This window comes from Serinicoccus profundi, from assembly GCF_008001015.1.
GTDB classification, from domain to species: Bacteria; Actinomycetota; Actinomycetes; order Actinomycetales; family Dermatophilaceae; genus Ornithinicoccus; species Ornithinicoccus profundi.
Map to the genome: position 1 here is coordinate 2,288,505 of NZ_CP042862.1, position 20,773 is coordinate 2,309,277.

The 20,773-nt window shown below is 73.9% G+C and carries 19 protein-coding genes and 1 pseudogene; 13 read left to right on the plus strand and 7 right to left on the minus strand.

Translation table 11 applies throughout. From position 1 onward, the window contains the following. The first annotated feature begins 18 nt into the window (after positions 1–18). Complete coding sequence (locus tag FA582_RS10565; RefSeq protein ID WP_010147838.1) at positions 19–1,794, plus strand: acetyl/propionyl/methylcrotonyl-CoA carboxylase subunit alpha; 1,776 nt, start codon at positions 19–21, stop codon at positions 1,792–1,794. Positions 1,795–2,067: 273 nt separating this feature from the next. Here FA582_RS10565 and FA582_RS10570 read toward each other — a convergent pair whose 3' ends face one another. Further along, entirely contained in the window at positions 2,068–3,543 is a 1,476-nt protein-coding gene (locus FA582_RS10570; protein ID WP_010147839.1) for an NAD(P)H-quinone dehydrogenase, read from the minus strand. Positions 3,544–3,566: 23 nt separating this feature from the next. On the opposite strand from FA582_RS10570, the gene FA582_RS10575 reads away from it, so the two are divergent. From FA582_RS10575 to FA582_RS10615, 9 genes and pseudogenes are all read left to right on the plus strand, one after another. After that, positions 3,567–4,400: a purine-nucleoside phosphorylase gene (locus FA582_RS10575; protein ID WP_010147840.1), complete on the plus strand. Its 834-nt coding sequence runs from the start codon at positions 3,567–3,569 to the stop codon at positions 4,398–4,400. A gap of 80 nt (positions 4,401–4,480) precedes the next feature. Then, the gene (locus FA582_RS10580; protein WP_010147841.1) at positions 4,481–6,169 is read left to right on the plus strand and encodes a phospho-sugar mutase; all 1,689 of its coding nucleotides are present in this window, start codon (positions 4,481–4,483) and stop codon (positions 6,167–6,169) included. A gap of 62 nt (positions 6,170–6,231) precedes the next feature. Continuing rightward, on the plus strand, positions 6,232–6,843 hold the full coding sequence (locus FA582_RS10585; RefSeq protein ID WP_010147842.1) for a hypothetical protein: 612 nt from the start codon (positions 6,232–6,234) through the stop codon (positions 6,841–6,843). Between the two features lie 49 nt (positions 6,844–6,892). Further along, the gene (locus FA582_RS10590) at positions 6,893–7,549 is read left to right on the plus strand and encodes a uridine kinase family protein (RefSeq protein ID WP_010147843.1); all 657 of its coding nucleotides are present in this window, start codon (positions 6,893–6,895) and stop codon (positions 7,547–7,549) included. Beyond that, positions 7,546–8,703, plus strand: a complete 1,158-nt coding sequence (locus FA582_RS10595; protein WP_010147844.1) for a DUF7847 domain-containing protein — start codon at positions 7,546–7,548, stop codon at positions 8,701–8,703. Before FA582_RS10590 ends, FA582_RS10595 begins: the two co-directional genes overlap by 4 nt. A gap of 16 nt (positions 8,704–8,719) precedes the next feature. Next, positions 8,720–9,409 carry a DUF4129 domain-containing protein gene (locus tag FA582_RS10600; RefSeq protein ID WP_010147845.1) on the plus strand — a complete coding sequence of 230 codons (690 nt, stop codon included), beginning with the start codon at positions 8,720–8,722 and terminating at the stop codon, positions 9,407–9,409. Further along, positions 9,406–10,692 carry a DUF4350 domain-containing protein gene (locus FA582_RS10605; protein WP_141567623.1) on the plus strand — a complete coding sequence of 429 codons (1,287 nt, stop codon included), beginning with the start codon at positions 9,406–9,408 and terminating at the stop codon, positions 10,690–10,692. The genes FA582_RS10600 and FA582_RS10605 overlap by 4 nt, the downstream gene beginning before the upstream one ends. 127 nt (positions 10,693–10,819) lie before the next feature. After that, positions 10,820–11,748 (plus strand): annotated as a pseudogene (locus FA582_RS10610) (AAA family ATPase). 13 nt (positions 11,749–11,761) lie between these two features. Next, positions 11,762–13,072: a DUF58 domain-containing protein gene (locus FA582_RS10615; RefSeq protein ID WP_010147848.1), complete on the plus strand. Its 1,311-nt coding sequence runs from the start codon at positions 11,762–11,764 to the stop codon at positions 13,070–13,072. Between the two features lie 19 nt (positions 13,073–13,091). Here the strand turns inward: FA582_RS10615 and FA582_RS10620 are convergent, their stop codons facing one another. Next, positions 13,092–14,087, minus strand: a complete 996-nt coding sequence (locus FA582_RS10620) for a stage II sporulation protein M (protein ID WP_029540979.1) — start codon at positions 14,085–14,087, stop codon at positions 13,092–13,094. A gap of 47 nt (positions 14,088–14,134) precedes the next feature. On the opposite strand from FA582_RS10620, the gene FA582_RS10625 reads away from it, so the two are divergent. Continuing rightward, complete coding sequence (locus FA582_RS10625; RefSeq protein WP_010147850.1) at positions 14,135–14,968, plus strand: RDD family protein; 834 nt, start codon at positions 14,135–14,137, stop codon at positions 14,966–14,968. 92 nt (positions 14,969–15,060) lie between these two features. On the opposite strand, the gene FA582_RS10630 is transcribed toward FA582_RS10625, so the two are convergent. Both FA582_RS10630 and FA582_RS10635 read right to left on the minus strand, forming a co-directional pair. Beyond that, positions 15,061–16,206 carry an adenosine deaminase gene (locus tag FA582_RS10630; protein ID WP_010147851.1) on the minus strand — a complete coding sequence of 382 codons (1,146 nt, stop codon included), beginning with the start codon at positions 16,204–16,206 and terminating at the stop codon, positions 15,061–15,063. Continuing rightward, entirely contained in the window at positions 16,199–16,549 is a 351-nt protein-coding gene (locus tag FA582_RS10635) for a cupin domain-containing protein (RefSeq protein ID WP_010147852.1), read from the minus strand. The genes FA582_RS10630 and FA582_RS10635 overlap by 8 nt, the downstream gene beginning before the upstream one ends. Positions 16,550–16,573: 24 nt before the next feature. Here FA582_RS10635 and deoC point away from each other — a divergent pair, with 24 nt between their 5' ends. Further along, positions 16,574–17,341 carry a deoxyribose-phosphate aldolase gene (gene deoC, locus FA582_RS10640; protein ID WP_010147853.1) on the plus strand — a complete coding sequence of 256 codons (768 nt, stop codon included), beginning with the start codon at positions 16,574–16,576 and terminating at the stop codon, positions 17,339–17,341. Between the two features lie 3 nt (positions 17,342–17,344). Here the strand turns inward: deoC and FA582_RS10645 are convergent, their stop codons facing one another. Next, entirely contained in the window at positions 17,345–18,634 is a 1,290-nt protein-coding gene (locus FA582_RS10645) for a thymidine phosphorylase (RefSeq protein WP_010147854.1), read from the minus strand. Between the two features lie 104 nt (positions 18,635–18,738). After that, positions 18,739–19,542: a hypothetical protein gene (locus FA582_RS10650; protein ID WP_010147855.1), complete on the minus strand. Its 804-nt coding sequence runs from the start codon at positions 19,540–19,542 to the stop codon at positions 18,739–18,741. Between the two features lie 66 nt (positions 19,543–19,608). Here FA582_RS10650 and FA582_RS10655 point away from each other — a divergent pair, with 66 nt between their 5' ends. Next, complete coding sequence (locus FA582_RS10655; protein WP_010147857.1) at positions 19,609–20,292, plus strand: hypothetical protein; 684 nt, start codon at positions 19,609–19,611, stop codon at positions 20,290–20,292. A 65-nt stretch (positions 20,293–20,357) separates the two neighbouring features. Here the strand turns inward: FA582_RS10655 and FA582_RS10660 are convergent, their stop codons facing one another. Next, positions 20,358–20,753, minus strand: a complete 396-nt coding sequence (locus tag FA582_RS10660; protein ID WP_010147858.1) for a cytidine deaminase — start codon at positions 20,751–20,753, stop codon at positions 20,358–20,360. Positions 20,754–20,773 lie beyond the last annotated feature (20 nt).

The following is a 20,773-nucleotide window of genomic DNA, read 5'->3' on the forward strand; positions in this document are numbered from 1 at the left end:
CGGGCTAGGGTGACCCCCATGCCGATCAGCAAGGTCCTCATTGCCAACCGCGGCGAGATCGCCGTGCGTATCGCCCGCGCGTGCAGCGACGCGGGCCTGGGTTCCGTCGCCGTCTATGCCGACCCCGACCGGGACGCCCTGCACGTCAAGGTCGCCGACGAGGCGTACTCCCTGGGCGGGTCGACCCCCGGCGAGTCCTACCTCGTGCAGGAGAAGCTGCTCGACGTCGCCCGTCAGGCCGGGGCCGACGCGGTGCACCCCGGCTACGGCTTCCTCGCCGAAAACGCCTCCTTCGCCCAGGCCGTCATCGACGCCGGGCTGACCTGGATCGGCCCCTCCCCCGACGCGATCGACGCGCTCGGCGACAAGGTCAAGGCGCGCCACATCGCGCTGGAAGCGCAGGCGCCGCTCGTGCCGGGCACCAAGGACCCGGTCGAGGGTCCCGACGAGGTCGTCGCCTTCGCGCAGGAGCACGGGCTGCCCGTGGCGATCAAGGCCGCCTACGGCGGTGGCGGGCGTGGGCTCAAGGTGGCCCGCACGATGGAGGAGATCCCCGACCTCTTCGACTCCGCCGTCCGCGAGGCGGTCACCGCCTTCGGCCGCGGCGAGTGCTTCGTCGAGCGCTTCCTCGACCGCCCGCGGCACGTCGAGACGCAGTGCCTGGCCGACCAGCACGGCAACGTCGTGGTCGTCTCGACCCGCGACTGCTCGCTGCAGCGCCGCAACCAGAAGCTCGTCGAGGAGGCGCCCGCGCCGTTCCTCACCGACGAGCAGCACGCCGAGCTGGTGCGCGCGAGCAAGGCGATCATGACGGCCGCGGGCTACGTCGGCGCCGGGACCTGCGAGTTCCTCGTCGGCCCCGAGGGCGACATCTCCTTCCTCGAGGTCAACACCCGTCTCCAGGTGGAGCACCCGGTCACCGAGGAGGTCACCGGCATCGACCTGGTCCGTGAGCAGTTCCGCATCGCCGACGGCGAGGAGCTGGGCTACGACGACCCGGCGCCCCACGCCCACTCCTTCGAGTTCCGGCTCAACGCCGAGGACGCCGGCCGCGACTTCCTCCCCGCGCCCGGCACGGCGACGACCTTCCGCCCGCCGTCGGGCCCGGGCGTGCGGCTCGACTCCGGCGTCGTCGAGGGCGACACGGTGGCTGGAGCCTTCGACTCGATGCTCGCCAAGCTCATCGTCACGGGCCGCACCCGCCAGCAGGCGCTGGCCCGCTCCCGTCGCGCGCTCGCGGAGTTCGAGCTGGAGGGTATGCCGACCGTCCTGCCGTTCCACCGCGCCGTCGTCTCCGACCCGGCCTTCGCCCCGGAGGACGCCGACGCGCCGTTCACGGTGCATACCCGGTGGATCGAGACCGACTTCGACAACCAGATCGAGGCCTACTCCGGCCCGACCGCGGATGCCCCCGAGGAGGCCGAGCGGCAGACGGTCGTCGTCGAGGTCGGCGGCCAGCGCCTCGAGGTGTCGCTGCCGGGCGGGCTGTTGCTGGGCGGCGCCGGTGGCGCGGCCGCCGGTGGACGCAAGAAGGCCCCCAAGCGCTCGCGCGGTGGTGGCGGAGGAGCAGCTGCGTCCGGTGACGCCGTGACCGCGCCCATGCAGGGCACCATCGTCAAGATCGCCGTCGAGGAGGGTCAGACCCTGGCCGAGGGCGACGTCGTCGTCGTGCTCGAGGCGATGAAGATGGAACAGCCCATCAAGGCGCATAAGGCCGGCACCGTGACCCGCCTCTCCGCCGCCGTCGGCGACACCGTGGCCAACGGCGCCGCGATCTGCGAGCTCAAGGACTGACCAACACTCGGCACCTCCTCCCCACCGAGCGCCGCACATGGTCGCTGTGCACCCCACCGAGCGCCGCAGATGGTCGCCCAGCGTTGCCGCTGACGACGCGGGTCGCCCTGAGAGCAACCATCTACGACGCCCGGTCCCCCTGAGAGCGACCATGTGCGACGCCCGGTCGCCCCGAGAGCGACCATCTGCGGCGCTCGGTGGGGAAAGGGGGCAGCCGAGCGGGAGGGGCGGTCGTGGGAGGGGTCGGGAGGGGCTGTCGTGGGAGGGGTGGGGTCAGTCGGCGATCTCGTGCAGCTGGCGGGCGGCCTCGGAGAGTGAGCCGCTCATCGAGGGGTAGACCGTGAAGGTCGCCGAGAACTGGTCGACGTTGAGCCGGTTGGCCACGGCGAGGGCGATGGGGAAGATCAGCTCGCTGGCGCGCGGCGCCACGACCACGCCGCCGATGATCGTCGCGCTGCCGCTGCGGGCGAAGAGCTTGACGAAGCCGTCCTGGAGGTTCTGCATCTTGGCGCGCGGGTTCTTGGTGAGCGGCAGCATGACCACCCGCGCGTCCACCCGGCCCTCATCGATGTCGGCCTGGCTCACGCCGACGGTCGCGATCTCGGGGTCGGTGAAGATGTTGGAGCTGACCTTGCCCAGCGACAGCGGCGCCACGGCGTCACCGAGGGAGTGCGCGACCGCGATCCGGCCCTGCATCGCCGCGATCGAGGCCAGCGGGAAGACACCGGTGCAGTCGCCCGCGGCATACACCCCGGGCGCGCTGGTGCGCGAGACCCGGTCCACCTCGACGTGGCCGGACCGGCTCAACCGCACCCCGGCCTCTTCCAGCCCCATGTCGGTGGTGTTGGGGATCGAGCCGACGGCGAGCAGCGCATGGGTGCCCTCGACCTCACGACCGTCCTCGAGGGTGACGACGACCCCGTCGCCCTCGCGTCGGACGGCGCCGGCGCGAGAGCGGTTGAGCACCGTCATCCCCCGTCGACGGAAGACCTCCTCCACGACATTGGCGGCGTCGGCGTCCTCCCCCGGCAGCACCCGGTCGCGCGAGGAGATGAGGGTCACCCGGCACCCGAGCCCGAGGTAGGCGTGCGCCAGCTCGGCACCGGTGACACCCGAGCCGATGACGACGAGGTGCTCGGGCAGCTCGGTGAGGTCCCAGATCTGCTGCCAGGTGAGGATCCGCTCCCCGTCCGGCGTCGCCGAGTCGAGCACCCGCGGGCGGGCTCCCGTGGAGACGAGGATGAGGTCGGCCTCCAGCTCGCGGCGGGTATGGCTCTCGGCACAGTCCTCGTCGTGCGGCGCCGGCTCCTCACCGGAGTCGACGTCGTCCACGCCTTCGAGCACCTGCACCCGCCCGGCACCGAGGAGGCTGCCTGCCCCCTGGACGACCTCGACCCCGGCGGACTCCAGCCGCTCGGCGATGTCGCGGCTCTGGGCCTGCGCGAGCTCGATGATCCGGGCGTTGACGTCGGCGATGTGCGCGGTGACGCCCTGGTCGCCGGGCACCTGGGCGCCGTCGAAGTGCACCCCGATCCGCTTGGCCGCGCTGAAGCGGTCCATGAAGTCGGCGGTGGCGATGAGGGCCTTGCTGGGCACGCAGTCGGTGAGCACGGCCGCACCGCCCAGGCCCGAGCGCTCGACCACCGTCACCTCCGAGCCGAGCTGAGCAGCGGCCAGGGCGGCCTCGTAGCCACCGGGACCTCCCCCGATGACGACGACGGACTTGTTGGCGGCACTCACGTGCCCCATCAAACCATCGCTACCCTGATCCGATGACTACTGGTGCCGCCCCTGAGCTCGACGACCCCGCCACCGACCCGCTCGAGGTGGCGTCAGCCGCGGCGCAGGTCATCGCGCAGCGCACCGGCGCCGACCGGCACGACATCGCGCTCGTCCTCGGCAGCGGCTGGAAGCCTGCGGCGGAAGCCCTCGGCCGGGCGGACGCCGAGATCGACCACGCCGACGTGCCCGGCTTCGCGGCGGCCGCGGTCGCCGGCCACTCCGGCACGATGCGCTCCATCCCGCTGAGCAGCGGCCGACGCGCCCTCGTCTACGGCACCCGCACCCACTTCTACGAGGGCAAGGGCGTGCGCTCGGTCGTGCACGCGGTCCGCACGGCGGCCGCGGCCGGGTGCTCCACGATCGTGCTCACCAACGGCTGCGGCGGGTTGCGTCCGGAGTGGGCCCCCGGGACCCCGGTCCTCATCAAGGACCACCTCAACCTCACCGCCACCTCCCCGATCGAGGGCGCGAACTTCGTCGACCTCACCGACCTCTACTCCGCGCGCCTTCGCGACCTCGCCCGCGAGGTCGACCCGTCGCTCGACGAGGGCGTCTACGTGCAGTTCCCCGGACCGCACTACGAGACCCCCGCGGAGGTCCAGATGGCCAAGGTGCTGGGTGGCGACCTCGTCGGTATGTCGACCGCCCTGGAGGCGATCGCCGCCCGGCAGGCGGGGCTCGAGGTCCTCGGGGTCTCCCTCGTCACCAATGCGGCGGCCGGGATCAGCGAGACACCGCTGGACCACCAGGAGGTCATCGACGCCGGTGCGGCGGCCGCGCAGCGGTGCGGTGAGCTCCTGGCCCGCATCGTCGAGCGCATCTGAGCGCACCACCCCGGCACCACCCGTGACCTGCACGCCCGCACCGGCGTGACCAGCCCCGACCACCGCCAGCGAGGACATCCATGAGCACGACCGACGACCTTCTCACCACCGCGCGCGCCTGGCTCGAGGACGACCCCGACACCGCGACACGGCAGGAGCTGCACGGCGTCCTCGAGCGTGCACAGGCGGGCGACGAGGAGGCGGTCGCCGACCTGGCCGACCGCTTCAGCGGGTTCCTCGAGTTCGGCACCGCCGGGCTGCGCGGGGCGCTCGGGGCCGGCCCCAACCGGATGAACCGTGCCGTGGTCATCCGCACCGCGGCCGGGCTCACGGCATACCTCCGCGCGCGCCTGGAGTCCTCCGGCGACGCCACCCCGGGCCCGGCCGTCGTCATCGGCTTCGACGCGCGGCACAACTCCGACGTCTTCGCCCGGGACACCGCCGCGGTCGTGACCGCCGCCGGTGGGCGCGCGATGGTGCTCCCGCACCCGCTGCCGACGCCCGTGCTCGCCTTCGCCATCGGCCACCTCGGCGCCGACGCCGGCGTCATGGTGACAGCGAGCCACAACCCGCCGCAGGACAACGGCTACAAGGTCTACCTCGGCGACGGCTCCCAGATCGTCCCGCCCGCCGACGTCGACATCGCAGCCCAGATCGCGACGGTCGGCTCCACCGCGTCCGTGCCGCTGGCGCAGGACGGCTGGGAGACCCTCGGCGAGGAGGTGCTCGAGGCCTACCTCGAGAGCGCGGTCGCCGTGCTCGACCCGGCCAGCTCCCGGGACCTCTCCGTCGTGCACACCGCGCTGCACGGGGTCGGCTCGGAGGTGGTCCGCCGAGCCTTCGAGCGGGCCGGTTTCACCACCCCCGCACCGGTCGCCTCCCAGGCCGAGCCGGACCCCGAGTTCCCGACCGTCGCCTTCCCCAACCCGGAGGAGCCCGGTGCCATCGACGCGGCGCTCGAGCTCGCCGCGCGGGTCGGCCCGGACCTCGTCATCGCCAACGACCCGGACGCCGACCGCTGCGCGCTGGCGGTCGAGGACGGCACCGGGTGGCGGATGCTGCGTGGCGACGAGGTCGGCGCCCTGCTCGGTCAGCACGTCATCGACCGGGGCAGGGTCGGCGGCGACCGACCCGTCCTCGCCCGCTCCATCGTCTCCTCCCGGCTGCTCGGCGCCATGGCGCAGGACGCGGGCCTGGAGCCGGCGGAGACGCTCACCGGGTTCAAGTGGATCGGCCGGGTGCCCGGCCTGGCCTACGGCTACGAGGAGGCGCTCGGCTACTGCGTCGACCCGGCCACCGTGCCCGACAAGGACGGCGTCACCGCGGCGCTCATGGCCGCCGAGCTCGCCGCCACGCTCAAGGCGCAGGGGCGCACCCTGCTCGACCTGCTCGACGAGCTCGCGCTCCGGCACGGGGTGCACCAGACCGACTCCTTCTCGGTGCGCGTCGAGGACCTCGGCCAGATCCCACCCGTCATGGCCCGCCTGCGGCAGGAGACGCCCTCGCAGGTCGGTGGCGTGCCCGTCGCCCGGGTCGACGACCTCGCCGACGGGGTCGACGGCCTGCCGCCCACCGACGGCGTGCGCTTCCTCCTCGAGGACGACACCCAGGTCATCGTCCGGCCCAGCGGCACCGAGCCCAAGCTCAAGGTCTACCTCGAGGCGATCGCGCCGGTGGACGGGGCGAGCGGCCTGGGCGAGGCCCGCCAGGAGGCGACCCGTCGCCTGGAGCAGGTGCGGGAGAGTATGCAGCAGCTCACCCAGGTCTGACCCCGCCCCGGCGGCAGACCCTTCGCCCCGGCGACGACCGGGGCGTGTTCGAGAGGAGAAGCATGGCACCGTCCGACGGGGGCCTCACCGGCGACGTCATCGGCACCTACCGCACCCTGCCCGCCCGGATCCTGGGTTGGGCGATGGTCGCCGGCGCGGTGCTCCTGGCCGCCCTCACCACCTGGGACCTCCTCTCGGGCCAGCGGGCCGGGGTGCTCGGGGCGGCAGCACTGGTGACGGGGATCGCGGCGGCGGCCTGGGCGCTCTTCCTGCGGCCCCATGTGGTGCTACGCGAGGACGGGGTCCGGCTGGTCAACGTCGTCACGGACACCACGGTGCCCTTCGCCGCGGTCGAGGAGATCACCCACCAGTGGGCCCTCGAGCTGCACGACACCCAGGGCCGCCGGCACAGCGCGTGGGCCGTCCCCGCCAAGCGTGAACGCAGCCGTCGCACCGGGGTGGACGACTTCGCCGAGACGACCCGGCAGCGGGGCGACGGGGGCGTCACCGCCCAGTCGGTCGCCGACCAGGCCCAGCGGACCCTGCAGCGGTGGCGGCTGGACGGCGGGCAGATCGGCACCGAGCGGCGCACCGCGGTGACGGCCCTGTCCTGGCCGGCCGTCGTGGTCCTCTCCCTCGCGACGACCCTCGCCGTGCTCGCCGTGCTGCTCTGAGCGCAGGTCCCCTCCCACCCGCGCCGCACGCGACCTAGACTGTCCCCCCATGGACCCGGCCCCTCCTCCCGCGCGCGTGCTCGTGCTGGCCGGTCCCAGCGGCGCCGGCAAGTCCAGGCTCGCCGCCCACCTGCACACCAGCCACGGCTGGCCGGTCGTCCAGCTGGACGACTTCTACCGCGAGGGCACCGACCCCGACCTGCCGATGAGCCCACTCGGCCTGCCCGACTGGGACCACGTCGACTCCTGGGACCTCGACGCCGCCCTCGGCGCACTGGAGCAGCTGTGCCGGGAGGGCTCGGCCCACATGCCGGTCTACGACATCAGCCGCTCCACGGTGAACGGCACGCACGAGGTGAGTCTCGGACGGCATACCGTCGTCGTCGCGGAGGGCATCTTCGCCGCCCACACCGTGACCGGGCTGCGCGAGCGCGGCCTGCTCGCCGACGCGTGGTGCGTGCGCAACCGCCCCTGGCTGACCTTCACCCGGCGCCTCGCGCGCGACCTGGCCGAACGCCGCAAGCCCCCGCTCACCCTCTGGCGGCGCGGCCACGTCCTGCGGCGGGCCGAGCCGGGTATCGTGGCGGCGCAGGAGGAGCTCGGCGCGCGGCCCATGACCGCCCGTGAGGCCGAGACCCTCGCCCGGGGGCTGTCGTCGTCCTCGGGCCAGCAGACCTCACCGATCGATCGAGGAGCAGGGGGATGACCCAGCCACCCTTCGGCCCACCGCCCGGCGACACCGGGCGCGGGGACCAGCCGTCCACGCCGCCACCCATCCCGCCCGGCCCGATGAGCGCCCCCGGACCTCAGCCCGGCGGGCAGCAGCCTGCGGGCTGGCAGCAGCCGGGGTGGCAGCGGCCACCCGGCGAGCAGGCCACGTGGCAGGACGCGCCACCCCAGCCGGCCCAGTGGCAGCAGCTGCCTCCCGAGCAGCTGGCGCGACTGCACCAGCCAGGCGTGATCCCGCTGCGCCCGCTGACCCTCGGCGACATCTTCGGCGGGTCGTTGCAGACCATGCGCCGCAACCCCGAGGCCACGATCGGGATGGGTCTCATCGTCCAGACCGTCGTCCTCCTGCCCTCGCTGCTGCTGACCCTTCTCGCGACCCGCTCGGTGACCTCGATCGACGAGATCGGTGCCGGCCTCATCCTCGCGATGGTCGCGGGGCTGCTCAGCGGCCTCTCCTCGATCGCGCTGACGGGCATGATCGTGCACGTCGTCGGGGAGGCCGTCCTCGGTGACCGGGCCGGCCTCGGCTCGACCTGGGCCGCGGTCCGTGGGCGCCTGCTGGCCCTCGTCGGCACGGTGCTGCTCATCGGAGTGCTCTTCGTGCTGGCCCTGACCATCCTCGGTGTGGCCATCGTGGGCATCATCGCCGGGCTCGGCGAGTCCGGGGCCGGCATCGCCCTCGTCGTGCTGCTCATCCTGGTCGCCGTCGTCGGGTTCGTCTGGGCCGCCTGCCGACTCAGCCTGGCACCGGCCCCGGTGGTCCTCGAGCGGGTCGGACCGTGGCGCGGCATCACGCGGGCGTGGCAGCTCACCAAGGGCGGGCAGGGATGGCGGGTGGTCGGCATCACCATCCTCGCCGGGCTCGTCACCGGCATCCTCGCCGCGATCATCCAGCTGCCGGTCGCGGCCGTGGTCGCCACGGTCATCGGTCCGGAGAGCCTCACCAACCCCTTCCACCCGGCCAGCCTCGTCACCGATCACCTCCTTCAGCTGGTCGTCGGGGCGCTGACCATCCCGTTCACCGCGGGGGTGACCGCGTTGCTCTACCTCGACCAGCGCATCCGCCGCGAGGGCCTCGACGTCTCCCTGGTGCGCGCCGCCCAGGAGCGCGCCTCCGCCCGGTCGCGCTGAGTCCGACCCCGTGGGTATGACGTCGCGCGCCGCCGGGGCCTCCCTCCCCGGCCTGACGGGGACGCCGCTGGACCCAGACCAGGAGGAGGCCAGGCGGCTGCTCCAGGAGGAGCTGGACTCCGGCGACTATAGGGTCGAGGAGTCGTGGCTGGTCCGCCTCTGGCGGTGGTTCACCGACCTCCTCCCCGACCCCGCCTCCTTCGGGCCGCTGCCCGGGTGGTCGACGTGGGCCATCCTCGGCGTGGTGGGGGCGGCCGTCGTGGCCGGGGTGCTCTTCGTCACCCGCGACCGGTGGCGCGCCGCCCGACTCTCCCCGACCGGCCCGGCCGGCGCCGTCCTCGACGGTATGCGCCGCTCGGCCGCCGACTACCGCTCGGCCGCCCGGGAGGCGATGGACGCCGGACGGCTCGACGACGCGGTCCTCGAGGCCTATCGCGCCATCGCGGCCGGCGCGATCGAGCGCACCCTGCTCGAGGACCGACCCGGTCGCACCGCCCACGAGGTGGCGCTGGAGCTGGGGCCGACCTTCGTCGACAGCGCCGACGCGCTACGCCGGGCGGGCGACGTCTTCGACGCCGTGCGCTACGGCGACCACCGGGCGAGTACCGACCAGGCCCGCGCCGTCCTCGAGCTGGAGGCTCGCCTGGCGCAGGCCCGCCCCGAGCTCGGGGCGGACCGGCACCCCGGCCTGGTGGTGCCCTCATGAGGGTCGTGCGCCGGTGGGGGCCCTGGGTGCTGCTCGTCGTGGTGGTCACCGTGGTTGCGGCCCTGGTGAGCACCCCACGCTCCGGAGAGCCGCTCAGCCCCCGCAACAACGGTCCCGACGGCGCCCAGGCGCTGGCCGAGGTGCTGCGACAGGAAGGAGTCGAGGTCGAGCTCGTCTCCGGGACCGCCGCGCTCGACCCGGCGCTCCTCGGCCCGGGCACGACCGTCCTGCTCCCGCACACCCGCTACCTCGGCCTCGAGAGCGGGCCCCAGCTGCTGGCCGACCTCACCGACCTCGACCAGCTCGTCGTGCTCACCGAGGGCGTCACCGAGGACGTCGGCGCGGCGCTCGGGCTCGACGTCGAGGCCAGCCCGGGGTCCGGCATACCCGTCGCGCCCGACTGCTCGGCCCCCTTCGTCCAGGAGGGTGAGGAGATCACCGGCTGGGACACCCTGCTCTCCGCGGGATCGCAGGAGCGCCCGGAGACGACCGCCTGCTTCCCCCCGGGCGCCGGGCACAACCTCGGGGGCGCCCGTGAGGGTGCCGTCCTCACGCTGTCTGCCACCACGGACCGGCCACGCACGGTGGTCGCGGGGATCGGGCCGACGTGGACCAACGCCGGGATCACCGAGGGCGCCAACGCCGCCCTGGCCCTGCGCCTGCTGGGAGGCAGCGAGCGCCTCGTGTGGGTGCAACCGCAGCCCTCCGACCTGGGGCAGGAGGGCGCCGGCAGCCTGTGGGAGGTCCTGCCGCGCAACCTCACCGCCGCCCTCTGGGTGGTGGCCGGGGGGGTGCTGGCGCTCGCGCTGTGGCAGGGCCGCCGACTCGGCGCCGTGGTGACCGAGCCGCTCCCTGCGCTCGTCCGGTCCACCGAGACCACGCTGAGCCGAGGCCGGCTCTACCATCAGGCGCACGACCACGCGCACGCCGCGCGGGCGGTGCAGGCGGGGGCTCGGCGCCGGCTCGCCCCGCTTCTCGGGCTGCCGACCAGCGCCCCGCCCGAGCACCTGGTCGACGTCGTGAGCCGGGTGAGCGGGCGCGCCCCCGAGCAGACGCGCCGGCTGCTGCTGGACCCGACCGCCGTGGGCGACGACGCGGGTCTGGTCACCCTCGTCCGCGACGTCCAGGCGCTGGAGGACCAGGTCCGCCATCCCGCCGCGCCGGCCCCGCCGACCCCGCCGGTCGACGTCGACCCCACCGACTACCCTGACCGCGAGGGGGCCTCCGCACCGGCAGCGCAGACCCCCCTTCCCGGCACCCGCCCCGGCGAGAGGACACCATGACCGACCAGCCAGCGCCCCGCGGGGCGGACCAGCCTGCGAGCCAACCGTCGCCGGACCGCCCCAGGGCGGCGACGCCCCTGCCGCACCGGACGGGGGCCACGCCCGCGCCGAGGCCGCGCGGGCCGCGCTGCACGCGGTGCGGGCCGAGGTCGCCAAGGCCGTCGTGGGGCAGGACCAGGCGGTCTCCGGTCTCATCGTGGCGCTGCTCGCCCGCGGGCACATCCTGCTCGAGGGCGTGCCCGGGGTCGCCAAGACCCTGCTGGTCCGCACCCTGGCCACCGCGCTGTCGATCGACACCAAGCGGGTGCAGTTCACCCCCGACCTCATGCCCGGCGACGTCACCGGGTCGATGATCTACGACAGTGGCCGCGGCGAGTTCGAGTTCCGGCCCGGTCCGGTCTTCACCAACCTCCTCCTGGCCGACGAGATCAACCGGACCCCGCCCAAGACACAGTCCTCCCTGCTCGAGGCGATGGAGGAGCGCCAGGTCACCGTGGACGGCACGTCCCGGCCGCTCCCCTCTCCCTTCCTCGTCGCCGCCACCCAGAACCCGGTGGAGTACGAAGGCACCTATCCCCTCCCCGAGGCCCAGCTCGACCGGTTCCTCATGAAGGTCACCGTGCCGCTCCCCCCACGCTCGGACGAGGTGCAGGTGCTGGAGCGGCACGCCGCCGGCTTCGACCCGCGCGACCTGGCGGCAGCAGGCGTCCGCCCGGTCGCCGCCCCCGAGGACCTCGCCGCCGCGTCTGCCGCGGTGCGGACCGTGCAGGTCTCCCCCGGAGGTCCTGGGGTATGTCGTGGACCTGGCCCGCGCGACCCGCGAGGCTCCCTCGCTCCAGCTCGGCGTCAGTCCGCGCGGGGCCACGGCCCTCATGGGCGCGGCGCGCGCCTGGGCCTGGCTGTCGGGCCGTGACTTCGTCACGCCGGACGACGTCAAGGCGCTGGCCAAGGCGACGCTCGGGCACCGCGTCGCCCTCCGCCCGGAGGCCGAGCTCGAGGGTGACCAGCGACTCCGTGCTGGACTCCGTGCTCGCCAGCGTCCCGGTCCCCCGCTGACGCGGCAGACACGATGATCGTCCGTGGCCCCGTCGTGGCGCTGGCCCTCCTGGGGCTAGTGCCGGTGGTGCTCTGGCCCGACGCCGCGGGGGTGCTGGCGGCCGCGTGGCTCTGCGGCGTCGCCGTGCTCGTCGCCCTGGACGTCCTCGGCGCTCCCTCGCCACGCTCGCTGGAGCTCCAGCGGCTGCCGGTCGCGCAGGTCCGGCTGCACGAGGAGACCCCCACGACCCTGCTGGTGACCAACTCCTCGCGCCGACGGGTCAGAGGCGTGCTGCGGGATGCGTGGGTGCCCTCGGCGGGTGCCCAGGAGCCCACGCGGCACGCTCTCTATCTCCCTGCGGGCGAGCGACGCCGGGTCGTCACCGTGCTGCGCCCGACGCGCCGAGGTGACCGCCCGGCGGTCGGGGTCACCGTCCGCACCCACGGCCCGCTGGGGCTGGCCGGGCGGCAGGCCACGCTGACGGTGCCCGGTGCGGTGCGCTCCTTGCCGCCCTTCCGCTCCCGTCGCCACCTGCCGGCCAAGCTCGCCCAGCTGCGCCAGCTCGACGGCCGCTCCGCGGTCCGCACCCGCGGCCAGGGCACCGAGTTCGACTCGCTGCGCGACTACGTCGAGGGCGACGACGTGCGCTCCATCGACTGGCGGGCGACGGCGCGCCGCCAGCACGTCGTGGTCCGCACCTGGCAGCCCGAGCGCGACCGGCGGGTCATCATCGTGCTCGACACCGCCCGGACCAGCGCGGCCCGCATCGGTGACGAACCCCGGCTCGACGCCGCGATGGACGCCGCACTCCTGCTCTCCGCGCTCGCCTCACGGGCCGGCGACCGGGTCGACCTGCTGGCCGGCGACCGGGTCATCAGGGCCAGGGTCGGCTCGGGGACCACGAGCGGCCGGTCCGGTCTGCTGCACCAGCTGGTGACCGCGATGGCCCCGCTGGAGCCGGTGCTGCTGGAGGCCGACTGGCCCCGACTGGCAGGTGCCGTGACGACCCTGACCCGGCGCCGGGCCCTCGTGGTGCTGCTCACCCCGCTCGAGCCGGCGGCGATCGAGGAGGGGCTGCTCCCCGTCCTGCCCAGCCTCACCGCCCACCACCGGGTGGTCGTCGCCTCCGTCGCCGACCCCGCGCTCGACGACCTGCGCACCCGTGCCGGTGGGGTGGAGGAGGCCTACGCCGCCGCCGCGGCGGAGCGCACCGAGTCGCTGCGCCACCGCACCGCGACCGCCCTCGCCCAGCTCGGGGTCACCGTGCTCGACGAGCCCCCGGAGCAGCTCCCGGTCGCCCTGGCCGACCACTACCTCGCACTCAAGGCGCAGGGCCTCCTCTGAGCCGCTCGGCCTGAGCGGGTCAGCCCGCTGACGGTGCGGAGGCCGACTGGAGGTCCTCCCCCACGTCACCGGTGACGCCCCGGAGCGCGGCGCGCCGCCCGAGGGTGAAGACATACCCGAAGAAGGCCGCGAGCGCGAGGACGCCGATGCCCACCCGGGCCCAGGTCGGCAGGGGTGAGGGCGTGACGAAGCCCTCGATGAGCCCGGAGAGCAGGAGCACGAAGACGAGCCCGATGGCGACGCCCGCGGCGGTCCGCCCCTCCGCGGTCAGGTTGCTCAGCCGGGTGCGCGGGCCGGGGGCGACCCAGGCCCAGAACAACCGGAGCCCCACGCCCGCGGCGACGAAGATCGCCATGAGCTCCAGCAGCCCGTGCGGGGTGATGAGACCCCAGAAGACGTCAGCCCGGCCGTGCCGGTGCATGAGGGCGCCGATGACCGCGACGTTGGCGATGTTCTGCCACAGCAACCAGATGACCGGGACGCCGAGCACCCCCATACCGATGCACCGCGCCGCGACCCACGCGTTGTTGACCCAGACGAGGGTGGAGAAGCTGCTGGCGGCGTGCTCGGAGTAGTAGGACTCGAAGCTCACGTTGACCAGCTCGGTGACCTCCTCCGGGGAGAGCAGGGACTGCTCGACCACCGGGTTCTGCACGAGCCACCACCCGAGCACGAGGCCGACGACGACATTGGCCAGGGCGGTGATGCCCCACCACCAGCGCAGGCGGTAGAGCGCGGCCGGGAAGTCCTCGACGAAGAACCGGCCGACCCCGGACCAGCTGGCCGTGCGCACCCGCGCGGCCCGCGCGCGGGCCCGCGCCACGAGCGTCGACAGGTGGGTCACGACGCTCGCGTCGGGTGCGCTGGAGCGCACGAGGGACAGGTCGGTGGCCGCGCGCTGGTAGCCGTCGAGCAGCTCGTCGGCCTGCTCGCCGTCCAGCCGTCGCTGCCGGGCCAGGCGGTCCAGCCGCTCCCACGCCTCGCGTCGGCGGCCCACCAGGGCATCAAGGTCCACGACGACACCGTAGGCCATCACCGCGGTGGCGGGGATAGAGTGCCCGCATGGCGACCCGGGGGATCTTCGAGGCGCAGCGCTTCGTGACCAGCGAGGCGGTCGAGGTCGAGCTGCCCGCGGCCCCGGTGCCGACCCGCATGCTCTCCGGCCTCATCGACCTCCTGCTCGTGGTGGTCGGCGTCTTCGTCCTCGTCGTGCTGCTGCCCGGCGACATCTTCGACGCCGACCTCGCGCTCGGGCAGATCTTCGTCATCGTCCTCACGATCCTCGTCATGGCCGGCATCCCCATCACGCTGGAGACCCTCACCCACGGACGCACCGTCGGCAAGCTCGTCATGGGGCTGCGGACCGTCCGCGACGACACCGGGCCGATCGGCTTCCGGCACGCGACGATCCGGGCTCTGGTGGGCACCTTCGAGCTCTGGATGACGTTCGGCAGCGTCGCGCTCATCACCGCGATGACCAACGAGAAGGGCAAGCGGCTCGGCGACTTCCTCGCCGGCACGTATGTCGTGCACGACCGGGTGCGGCTCCGGCTCGCCCACCCGCCGGAGGTCGAGCCGGCGCTCGCCGACTGGGTCCAGGGTGCTGACATCGGCGTCGTGCCGGACGCCCTCGTGGTCGCGACCCGGCAGTTCCTCTCCCGCGCCTCGAGCCTCACACCGCCGGCGCGCGCCCAGACCGGTGGGGAGTTGTATGCCGCCATCCTCGGCTTCGTCTCACCGCCCCCACCGCCCGGTGCCCACGCCGAGCAGGTCATGGCCAGCGTGCTGGCACGGCGCCGGCAGCGCGACGAGGAGCGCCTCGCCCGGGCCGACCGGCTGCGGGCCCGGGTGCTCCCCGACGAGCACCCGGCGCAGCCCTCCCCCGACGTCCGCTGAGGGGCCCGGTCACGGTCGCCGGGGCCTGAACGTGGTGGCTACGGGTCGCTGTGCCGACCCGGGGCCACCACGGAGCAGCGGCTCTCGGCCGCTCAGGCGTCGTAGGCCGGCTTGAGGACGTCCTCGATGAGGGCGAGCCGCTCGTCGAAGGGGAGGAAGGCGGACTTCATCGCGTTGACGCCCAGCCGCCGCAGCTCAGTCAGCCCCCACCCGGCGTGGTCGACGAGCAGCTGGGCCTCGCGCGTCATCGTCGTGGCGCTCATGAGCCGGTTGTCGGTGTTGAGGGTGACCCGGAAGCGCAGAGCGTCGAGCAGCCGGATCGCGTGCTCGGCGATCGAGGGTGCCGCGCCGGTCTGGACGTTGCTGCTCGGGCACATCTCCAGCGGGATCCGGCGGTCGCGCACGTAGGCCGCGAGCCCACCGAGCTCGAAGGCGGCCGGATCCTGCGCAGCCCGCGCGATGGCCCCCGCCATGTCCCGCGCGACGGGCACGCCGTCGAGGGTGATGTCGTCGATGATCCGGATGCCGTGCCCCAGCCGCTCGGCCCCGCACCACTGGATCGCCTCCCAGATGCTGGGCAGCCCGAAGGCCTCCCCGGCATGGATGGTGAAGTGGGCGTTCTCCTGGCGGAGGAACTCGAAGGCCCCCAGGTGGCGGGTCGGGGGGAAGCCGTCCTCGGCCCCGGCGATGTCGAAGCCGCAGACCTCCTCGGAGCGGTGGCGCACCATGAGCTCGGCGATCTCCCGACTCCGGGCGGCGTGCCGCATGGCGGTGAGCATCGCACGCATCCGGATCGGCCCGGCCGGGGCCGCCGACTCGCCCGCGGCGACGATCTCCTCGCCCTCCCGGAAGCCGGTGTTGACCGCTTCGACGACCTCGTCCAACCCCAGGCCCCCCTCGAGGTGCTGCTCGGGGGCATACCTCACCTCGGCGTAGACGACCCCGTCGGCCGCGAGGTCGAGCACGCACTCGCGCGCGGTCCGGGCGAGGGCGTCCGCCGTCTGCATGACGCCGACGGTGTGGGCGAAGGTCTCGAGGTAGCGCACGAGCGAGCCGCTGTCCGCCGCCTGCGCGAACCACGTCGAGAGCGACTCGACGTCGTCGGCCGGCAGTGCGGCATACCCCTGCTCGCGGGCGAGCTCCAGCACCGTGGCGGGGCGCACGCCCCCGTCGAGGTGGTCGTGCAGGAGCACCTTGGGCAGGGCACGGATCCGCTCGGGCGTCAGTGCCTCACTCATCGCGGTTGGCCCCCTCGAGGGTGAACGCCGGCGCGCACACCGCGAGGTACTCGGCACCTCCCGGTCCGGCGGAGTAGCGCACCCACTCCCCGGCGCGGGTCAGGACGCACTCCCCCGGACCGACGTCCACCTGCCCCTCGTCGTGCTCGACGACGAGGTGACCGGCCAGGACGTAGGTGATCTCGTCGAACTCCGGGCGCTGGCCCGGCTCGTCCCACCCCGCCGGGGCGGTCATCCTCGCGAGCGACACGGACTCCTGGCCCGTGCTCGCCGCACCGGCAAGTTCCTGGATCAGCTTCTCCCCGGTCCCGGGCACCCGGACCGGCCGCAACATCGTCGGCATGCCGTTGATCCTATTCTGGTGGGTATGTCGCACACGATCACCCCCGGGACCACCCTCACCACGCAGGACGTCGCCGACCTCATCGACCACGCCCTGCTCAAGCCCGAGCTCACGCCCGCGGAGGTCGAGCAGGCCTGCCGCGCCCTCGCGGCGGACGAGATCTGGTCGGTGTGCGTGCGTCCGTCCGACGTCCGGCTCGCCCTGCAGGCCGTCGACGGGCACACGACGCGGGTCTGCACCGTCATCGGCTTCCCGCACGGCACCACCTCGACGGCGGCGAAGGTCGCCGAGTCACGCCAGGCCCTGGCCGACGGTGCGACCGAGCTGGACATGGTGCTCAACATCGGCCGGCTGCGCGGCGGTGACGTCGACGCCGTCACCCAGGACATCGCCGCGGTCGTCGAGGTCGGCCACGCGGCCGGGGTCCTCGTCAAGGTCATCTTCGAGACCGCCCTCCTCGACGACGCGCAGAAGGAGGCCGCCTGCCGGGCCAGCGAGGCGGCGGGCGCCGACTTCGTCAAGACCTCGACCGGCTTCGCCGGCGGCGGCGCCACGCTGCCTGACGTGCGGCTCATGCGAGCCGCGATCCCGGACACCATGCAGGTCAAGGCCTCCGGCGGGGTCCGCGACATCGACACCCTCCTGGCCATGGTCGCCGAGGGCGTCACCCGGATCGGCACGTCCTCGACCGAGGCGCTGCTCGCCGGTGCGCGGGAGCGCGAGCAGGCCGGCACCCTCGTCGTGCCCGAGCCCGGTGCCAATGTCGCCGGGGCCGACGGGCAGGGCTACTGACGCTCAGCTCACGCGGTCGATGACGATGCTCCCGGCCGTCTCGACGTCGCCCGCGGAGCCGATCGCCCAGGAGCCCTCGAGGGCGTCCGCGGCCCGCTCGATGCGGTGCGCCTCGTCGGTGTGCAGCGTCATGAGCGGCTGGCCCTTGCGGACCTCGTCACCGGGCTTGGCGTGCATGACCACACCGGCGGCTGCCTGCACCGGGTCCTCCTTGCGGGCGCGCCCCGCGCCGAGGCGCCAGGCCGCGACACCGACCGAGAGGGCGTCGAGGCGGGTCAGCACACCGTCCGCATCGGCCACGACCTCCTGGCTCTCCTTCGGCTCCGGCATCGGGGCGTCGGGGTCGCCGCCCTGTGCCTGGATCATCCGACGCCACACGTCCATCGCCCGCCCGTCGGCGAGGGCGTCGGCCGGGTCCACGTCGGTGACGCCGGCCCCGCTGAGCATCTCCCGGGCCAGCGCCACGGTGAGGTCGACGACGTCCTGCGGTCCGCCACCGGCCAGCACCTCCACCGACTCGGCGACCTCGATGCCGTTGCCGGCGGTCAGCCCGAGCGGGGTCGACATGTCGGTGAGCAGCGCGACGGTGTGGACCCCGGCGTCCTGACCCAGCGCGACCATCGTCTCGGCCAGCTCGCGGGCGTCCGCCTCGGTCTTCATGAAGGCCCCGGAGCCCACCTTGACGTCGAGCACCAGGGTGCCCGTCCCCTCGGCGATCTTCTTGCTCATGATCGAGGAGGCGATGAGCGGGATCGCCTCGACCGTCCCGGTGACGTCACGCAGGGCATACAGCCGCTTGTCCGCCGGGGCGAGCCCGGAGCCGGCGGCGCAGATCACCGCCCCGACGTCCTCGAGCTGGTCGAGCATCTCCTCGTTGGACAGCGCCGCCCGCCAGCCCGGGATCGCCTCGAGCTTGTCGAGGGTGCCGCCGGTGTGGCCCAGCCCGCGCCCCGAGAGCTGGGGCACCGCGACGCCGCAGGCGGCCACGAGCGGGGCCAGCGGCAGGGTGATCTTGTCGCCGACGCCACCCGTGGAGTGCTTGTCCGCGGTGGGCCGGGAGAGGGAGGAGAAGTCCATCCGCTCCCCCGAGGCGATCATCGCGCCCGTCCAGTCGCCGATCTCGCGGCGGTTCATCCCGTTGAGCAGGATGGCCATCGCGAGCGCGGCCATCTGCTCGTCGGCGACGACCTCACGGGTGTAGGCATCGATGACCCACGCGATCTCCTCGCTGCCGAGCTCCCCCCGATCGCGCTTGGTCCGGATGATGTCGACGGCATCGAAAGACTCGCTCATCCGCACAGTGTGACGCATGAGGGGCCGTCGCCGCCGACGAGGGGAGGACCCTTCTGTGCTGGTGCTACGGCTGCTCCCTGTGGCGCGCCCACACACCGACCGCTCTAGGCGTAGCGCCCGGTCTGCCCCAGCGACGAGCAGGTCTGCACGACCCGCGACACCCTGCTCCCGGCGGGCTCCTCCCCGCGGGCGGCCTCCAGCTCGCGGGCCAGACGTCGCAGCCCGGACTCGAACTCCTTGCGTCCGCTGCCCGGCCCACCCTGCGCTCCCGAGAGCATCATGAGCGAGCGCTCGACGGTCTGGTCGATCTCGCCGAGCAACCGCGTGACGTCGGCGCCCGATGCCGTGCGGGCCGCGGCGTCCAGCTCGCGGGCCAGGCGCCCCAGGTGCAGCTGGCCGAGGGAGACCACGGGGTCGGTCGAGGTGCTGGTGGGGTATGCCGCCGCGGGCCCGGGCGTACTCGTGGCTCCCCAGGAGGTGGCCGGCGACGGGCTCGGCCCGGGCGCGGAGCCGGTCTGCCACGGGCCCGGCTCGGAGGCTTGTCCCGACCCGGGCGACCCGCTCTCGCCGGACGGACCGTTCCCCGGCGACGGCAGGGGTGGGGGCGCCGACGCCGTGTCGTGGTAGCCCGGCACGTCGATCAGCGGCATACCCGGGCCGTCGTCGTGGTGGCCGTCGTCGCGGTGGCCGTCGTCGCGGTGGCCGTAGACCTGGGAGTGTGCGTCGCGGCCGAGGTCGGCACCCTGCGGACGCCGGGAGGTGGGCAGGCCCCCACGACCGGTCACCACGCTGAGCACCACGAGGCCCAGGACGATGGGGATGAGCGGCAGGTCCAGCGGCGTGAGGCCGTTGAGCACGAGGATGCCGATGACGATCGCGAAGATCGGGACCTGCCTGGGCTTCTTCATGGGTGGTTGCGCTCCTCGTCTGCTCCGGTCGACGGCCCGGGCGGGTCGTGTGACATCCTGACCCGCGTGCTCATCGCTGACATCATGGCCCTGGTCGCGCCGCCGGTGACGGATCTGCTGCGGCGATCCCGGACTGGGACGCCCGATCCGCAGCCGATGTTCCCCACCATCATCGCGGTCCGCAACGACCGCGTCGTCGCCAGCGTGTCGACCCCGAGGATCGAGGCGACGATGTCCGCCGCCACCACCCTCGCGGTGGGAGTGGACCCGCAGGCGCTGGTCGTCGCCACGGAGGCCCGGCTCGACGGCGAGCAGCCCGCGCTGACGTATGCCGTGATGACCCGCGAGCGGCAGGCCAGATGGGTGCTCCAGGAGGTCACCGAGGGGGCCGACGGGGTGCGCTTCTCGGTGCCGGTCGACGGTGGCGAGCCCACGGGCCAGGGCGCGGGGACGCTGCGGGTGCTGGCCGAGGCGATGGGCCAGCGGCCGATCGACGTGTCGACGGTCGCCCGCAAGGACCGCTCCGGCACCTTCGGCGAGGAGCCCTTCCTGGCCGCGGAGCAGGGGCGGGTCGTCGTGGACGCCGGCACGATGAGGACGCTGCACGAGCGGGTCTCCGAGATCGGCGGGCAGGCGATCTACGTCGCCCGCAGCCCGGAGGCCGCGCGCACCGCCCTCGCGGCCGGGCTGCCGCGCACCTGCCTGCTCGGGGGCGGGTCCACCACCGACTCCGGAGTGCGGTCGGGATAGCCCGACCTGCATCGGCAAACTTCCCGATGAAGGTCGGGCTAGGGTGACGTCGGTCCCGCGGGTCGTCAGCGCCGGTCGAGGTCCTCGGGGCCGAAGGCCTGCGGCAGCACCTCATCCATCCGCAGGATCCCCTGCGGCGTCTGCAGCAGGCAGTCGGCACCACCGTGCTCCCAGACCAGTTGGCGGCAGCGGCCGCACGGCATGATCGTCTCCCCGCGACCGTCGACGCACCACACCGCGACGAGGCGACCCCCGCCACCGGCGACCAGCTCGGAGACCATGCCGCACTCGGCGCAGAGCGTGACGCCATACCCGGCGTTCTCGACGTTGCAGCCGGCCACGACGCGCCCGTCGTCGACCAGCCCGGCGACCCCGACGGGATAACCGGAGTAGGGCGCGTAGGACCGGTGGGTCATCTCGACCGCCCGGTCGTGCAGCGGCTGCCAGTTGATCTCGGGCACGGGTGCCTCCTCGGGGTATG

Coding starts and splice junctions, on each gene's coding strand:
- FA582_RS10565 (WP_010147838.1), top strand. CDS start 19: ATGCCGATCAGCAAGGTCCTCATTGCCAACCGCGGCGAGATCGCCGTG.
- FA582_RS10570 (WP_010147839.1), bottom strand. CDS start 3,543: ATGGGGCACGTGAGTGCCGCCAACAAGTCCGTCGTCGTCATCGGGGGA.
- FA582_RS10575 (WP_010147840.1), top strand. CDS start 3,567: ATGACTACTGGTGCCGCCCCTGAGCTCGACGACCCCGCCACCGACCCG.
- FA582_RS10580 (WP_010147841.1), top strand. CDS start 4,481: ATGAGCACGACCGACGACCTTCTCACCACCGCGCGCGCCTGGCTCGAG.
- FA582_RS10585 (WP_010147842.1), top strand. CDS start 6,232: ATGGCACCGTCCGACGGGGGCCTCACCGGCGACGTCATCGGCACCTAC.
- FA582_RS10590 (WP_010147843.1), top strand. CDS start 6,893: ATGGACCCGGCCCCTCCTCCCGCGCGCGTGCTCGTGCTGGCCGGTCCC.
- FA582_RS10595 (WP_010147844.1), top strand. CDS start 7,546: ATGACCCAGCCACCCTTCGGCCCACCGCCCGGCGACACCGGGCGCGGG.
- FA582_RS10600 (WP_010147845.1), top strand. CDS start 8,720: ATGACGTCGCGCGCCGCCGGGGCCTCCCTCCCCGGCCTGACGGGGACG.
- FA582_RS10605 (WP_141567623.1), top strand. CDS start 9,406: ATGAGGGTCGTGCGCCGGTGGGGGCCCTGGGTGCTGCTCGTCGTGGTG.
- FA582_RS10615 (WP_010147848.1), top strand. CDS start 11,762: ATGATCGTCCGTGGCCCCGTCGTGGCGCTGGCCCTCCTGGGGCTAGTG.
- FA582_RS10625 (WP_010147850.1), top strand. CDS start 14,135: ATGGCGACCCGGGGGATCTTCGAGGCGCAGCGCTTCGTGACCAGCGAG.
- FA582_RS10630 (WP_010147851.1), bottom strand. CDS start 16,206: ATGAGTGAGGCACTGACGCCCGAGCGGATCCGTGCCCTGCCCAAGGTG.
- FA582_RS10635 (WP_010147852.1), bottom strand. CDS start 16,549: ATGCCGACGATGTTGCGGCCGGTCCGGGTGCCCGGGACCGGGGAGAAG.
- deoC (WP_010147853.1), top strand. CDS start 16,574: ATGTCGCACACGATCACCCCCGGGACCACCCTCACCACGCAGGACGTC.
- FA582_RS10645 (WP_010147854.1), bottom strand. CDS start 18,634: ATGAGCGAGTCTTTCGATGCCGTCGACATCATCCGGACCAAGCGCGAT.
- FA582_RS10650 (WP_010147855.1), bottom strand. CDS start 19,542: ATGAAGAAGCCCAGGCAGGTCCCGATCTTCGCGATCGTCATCGGCATC.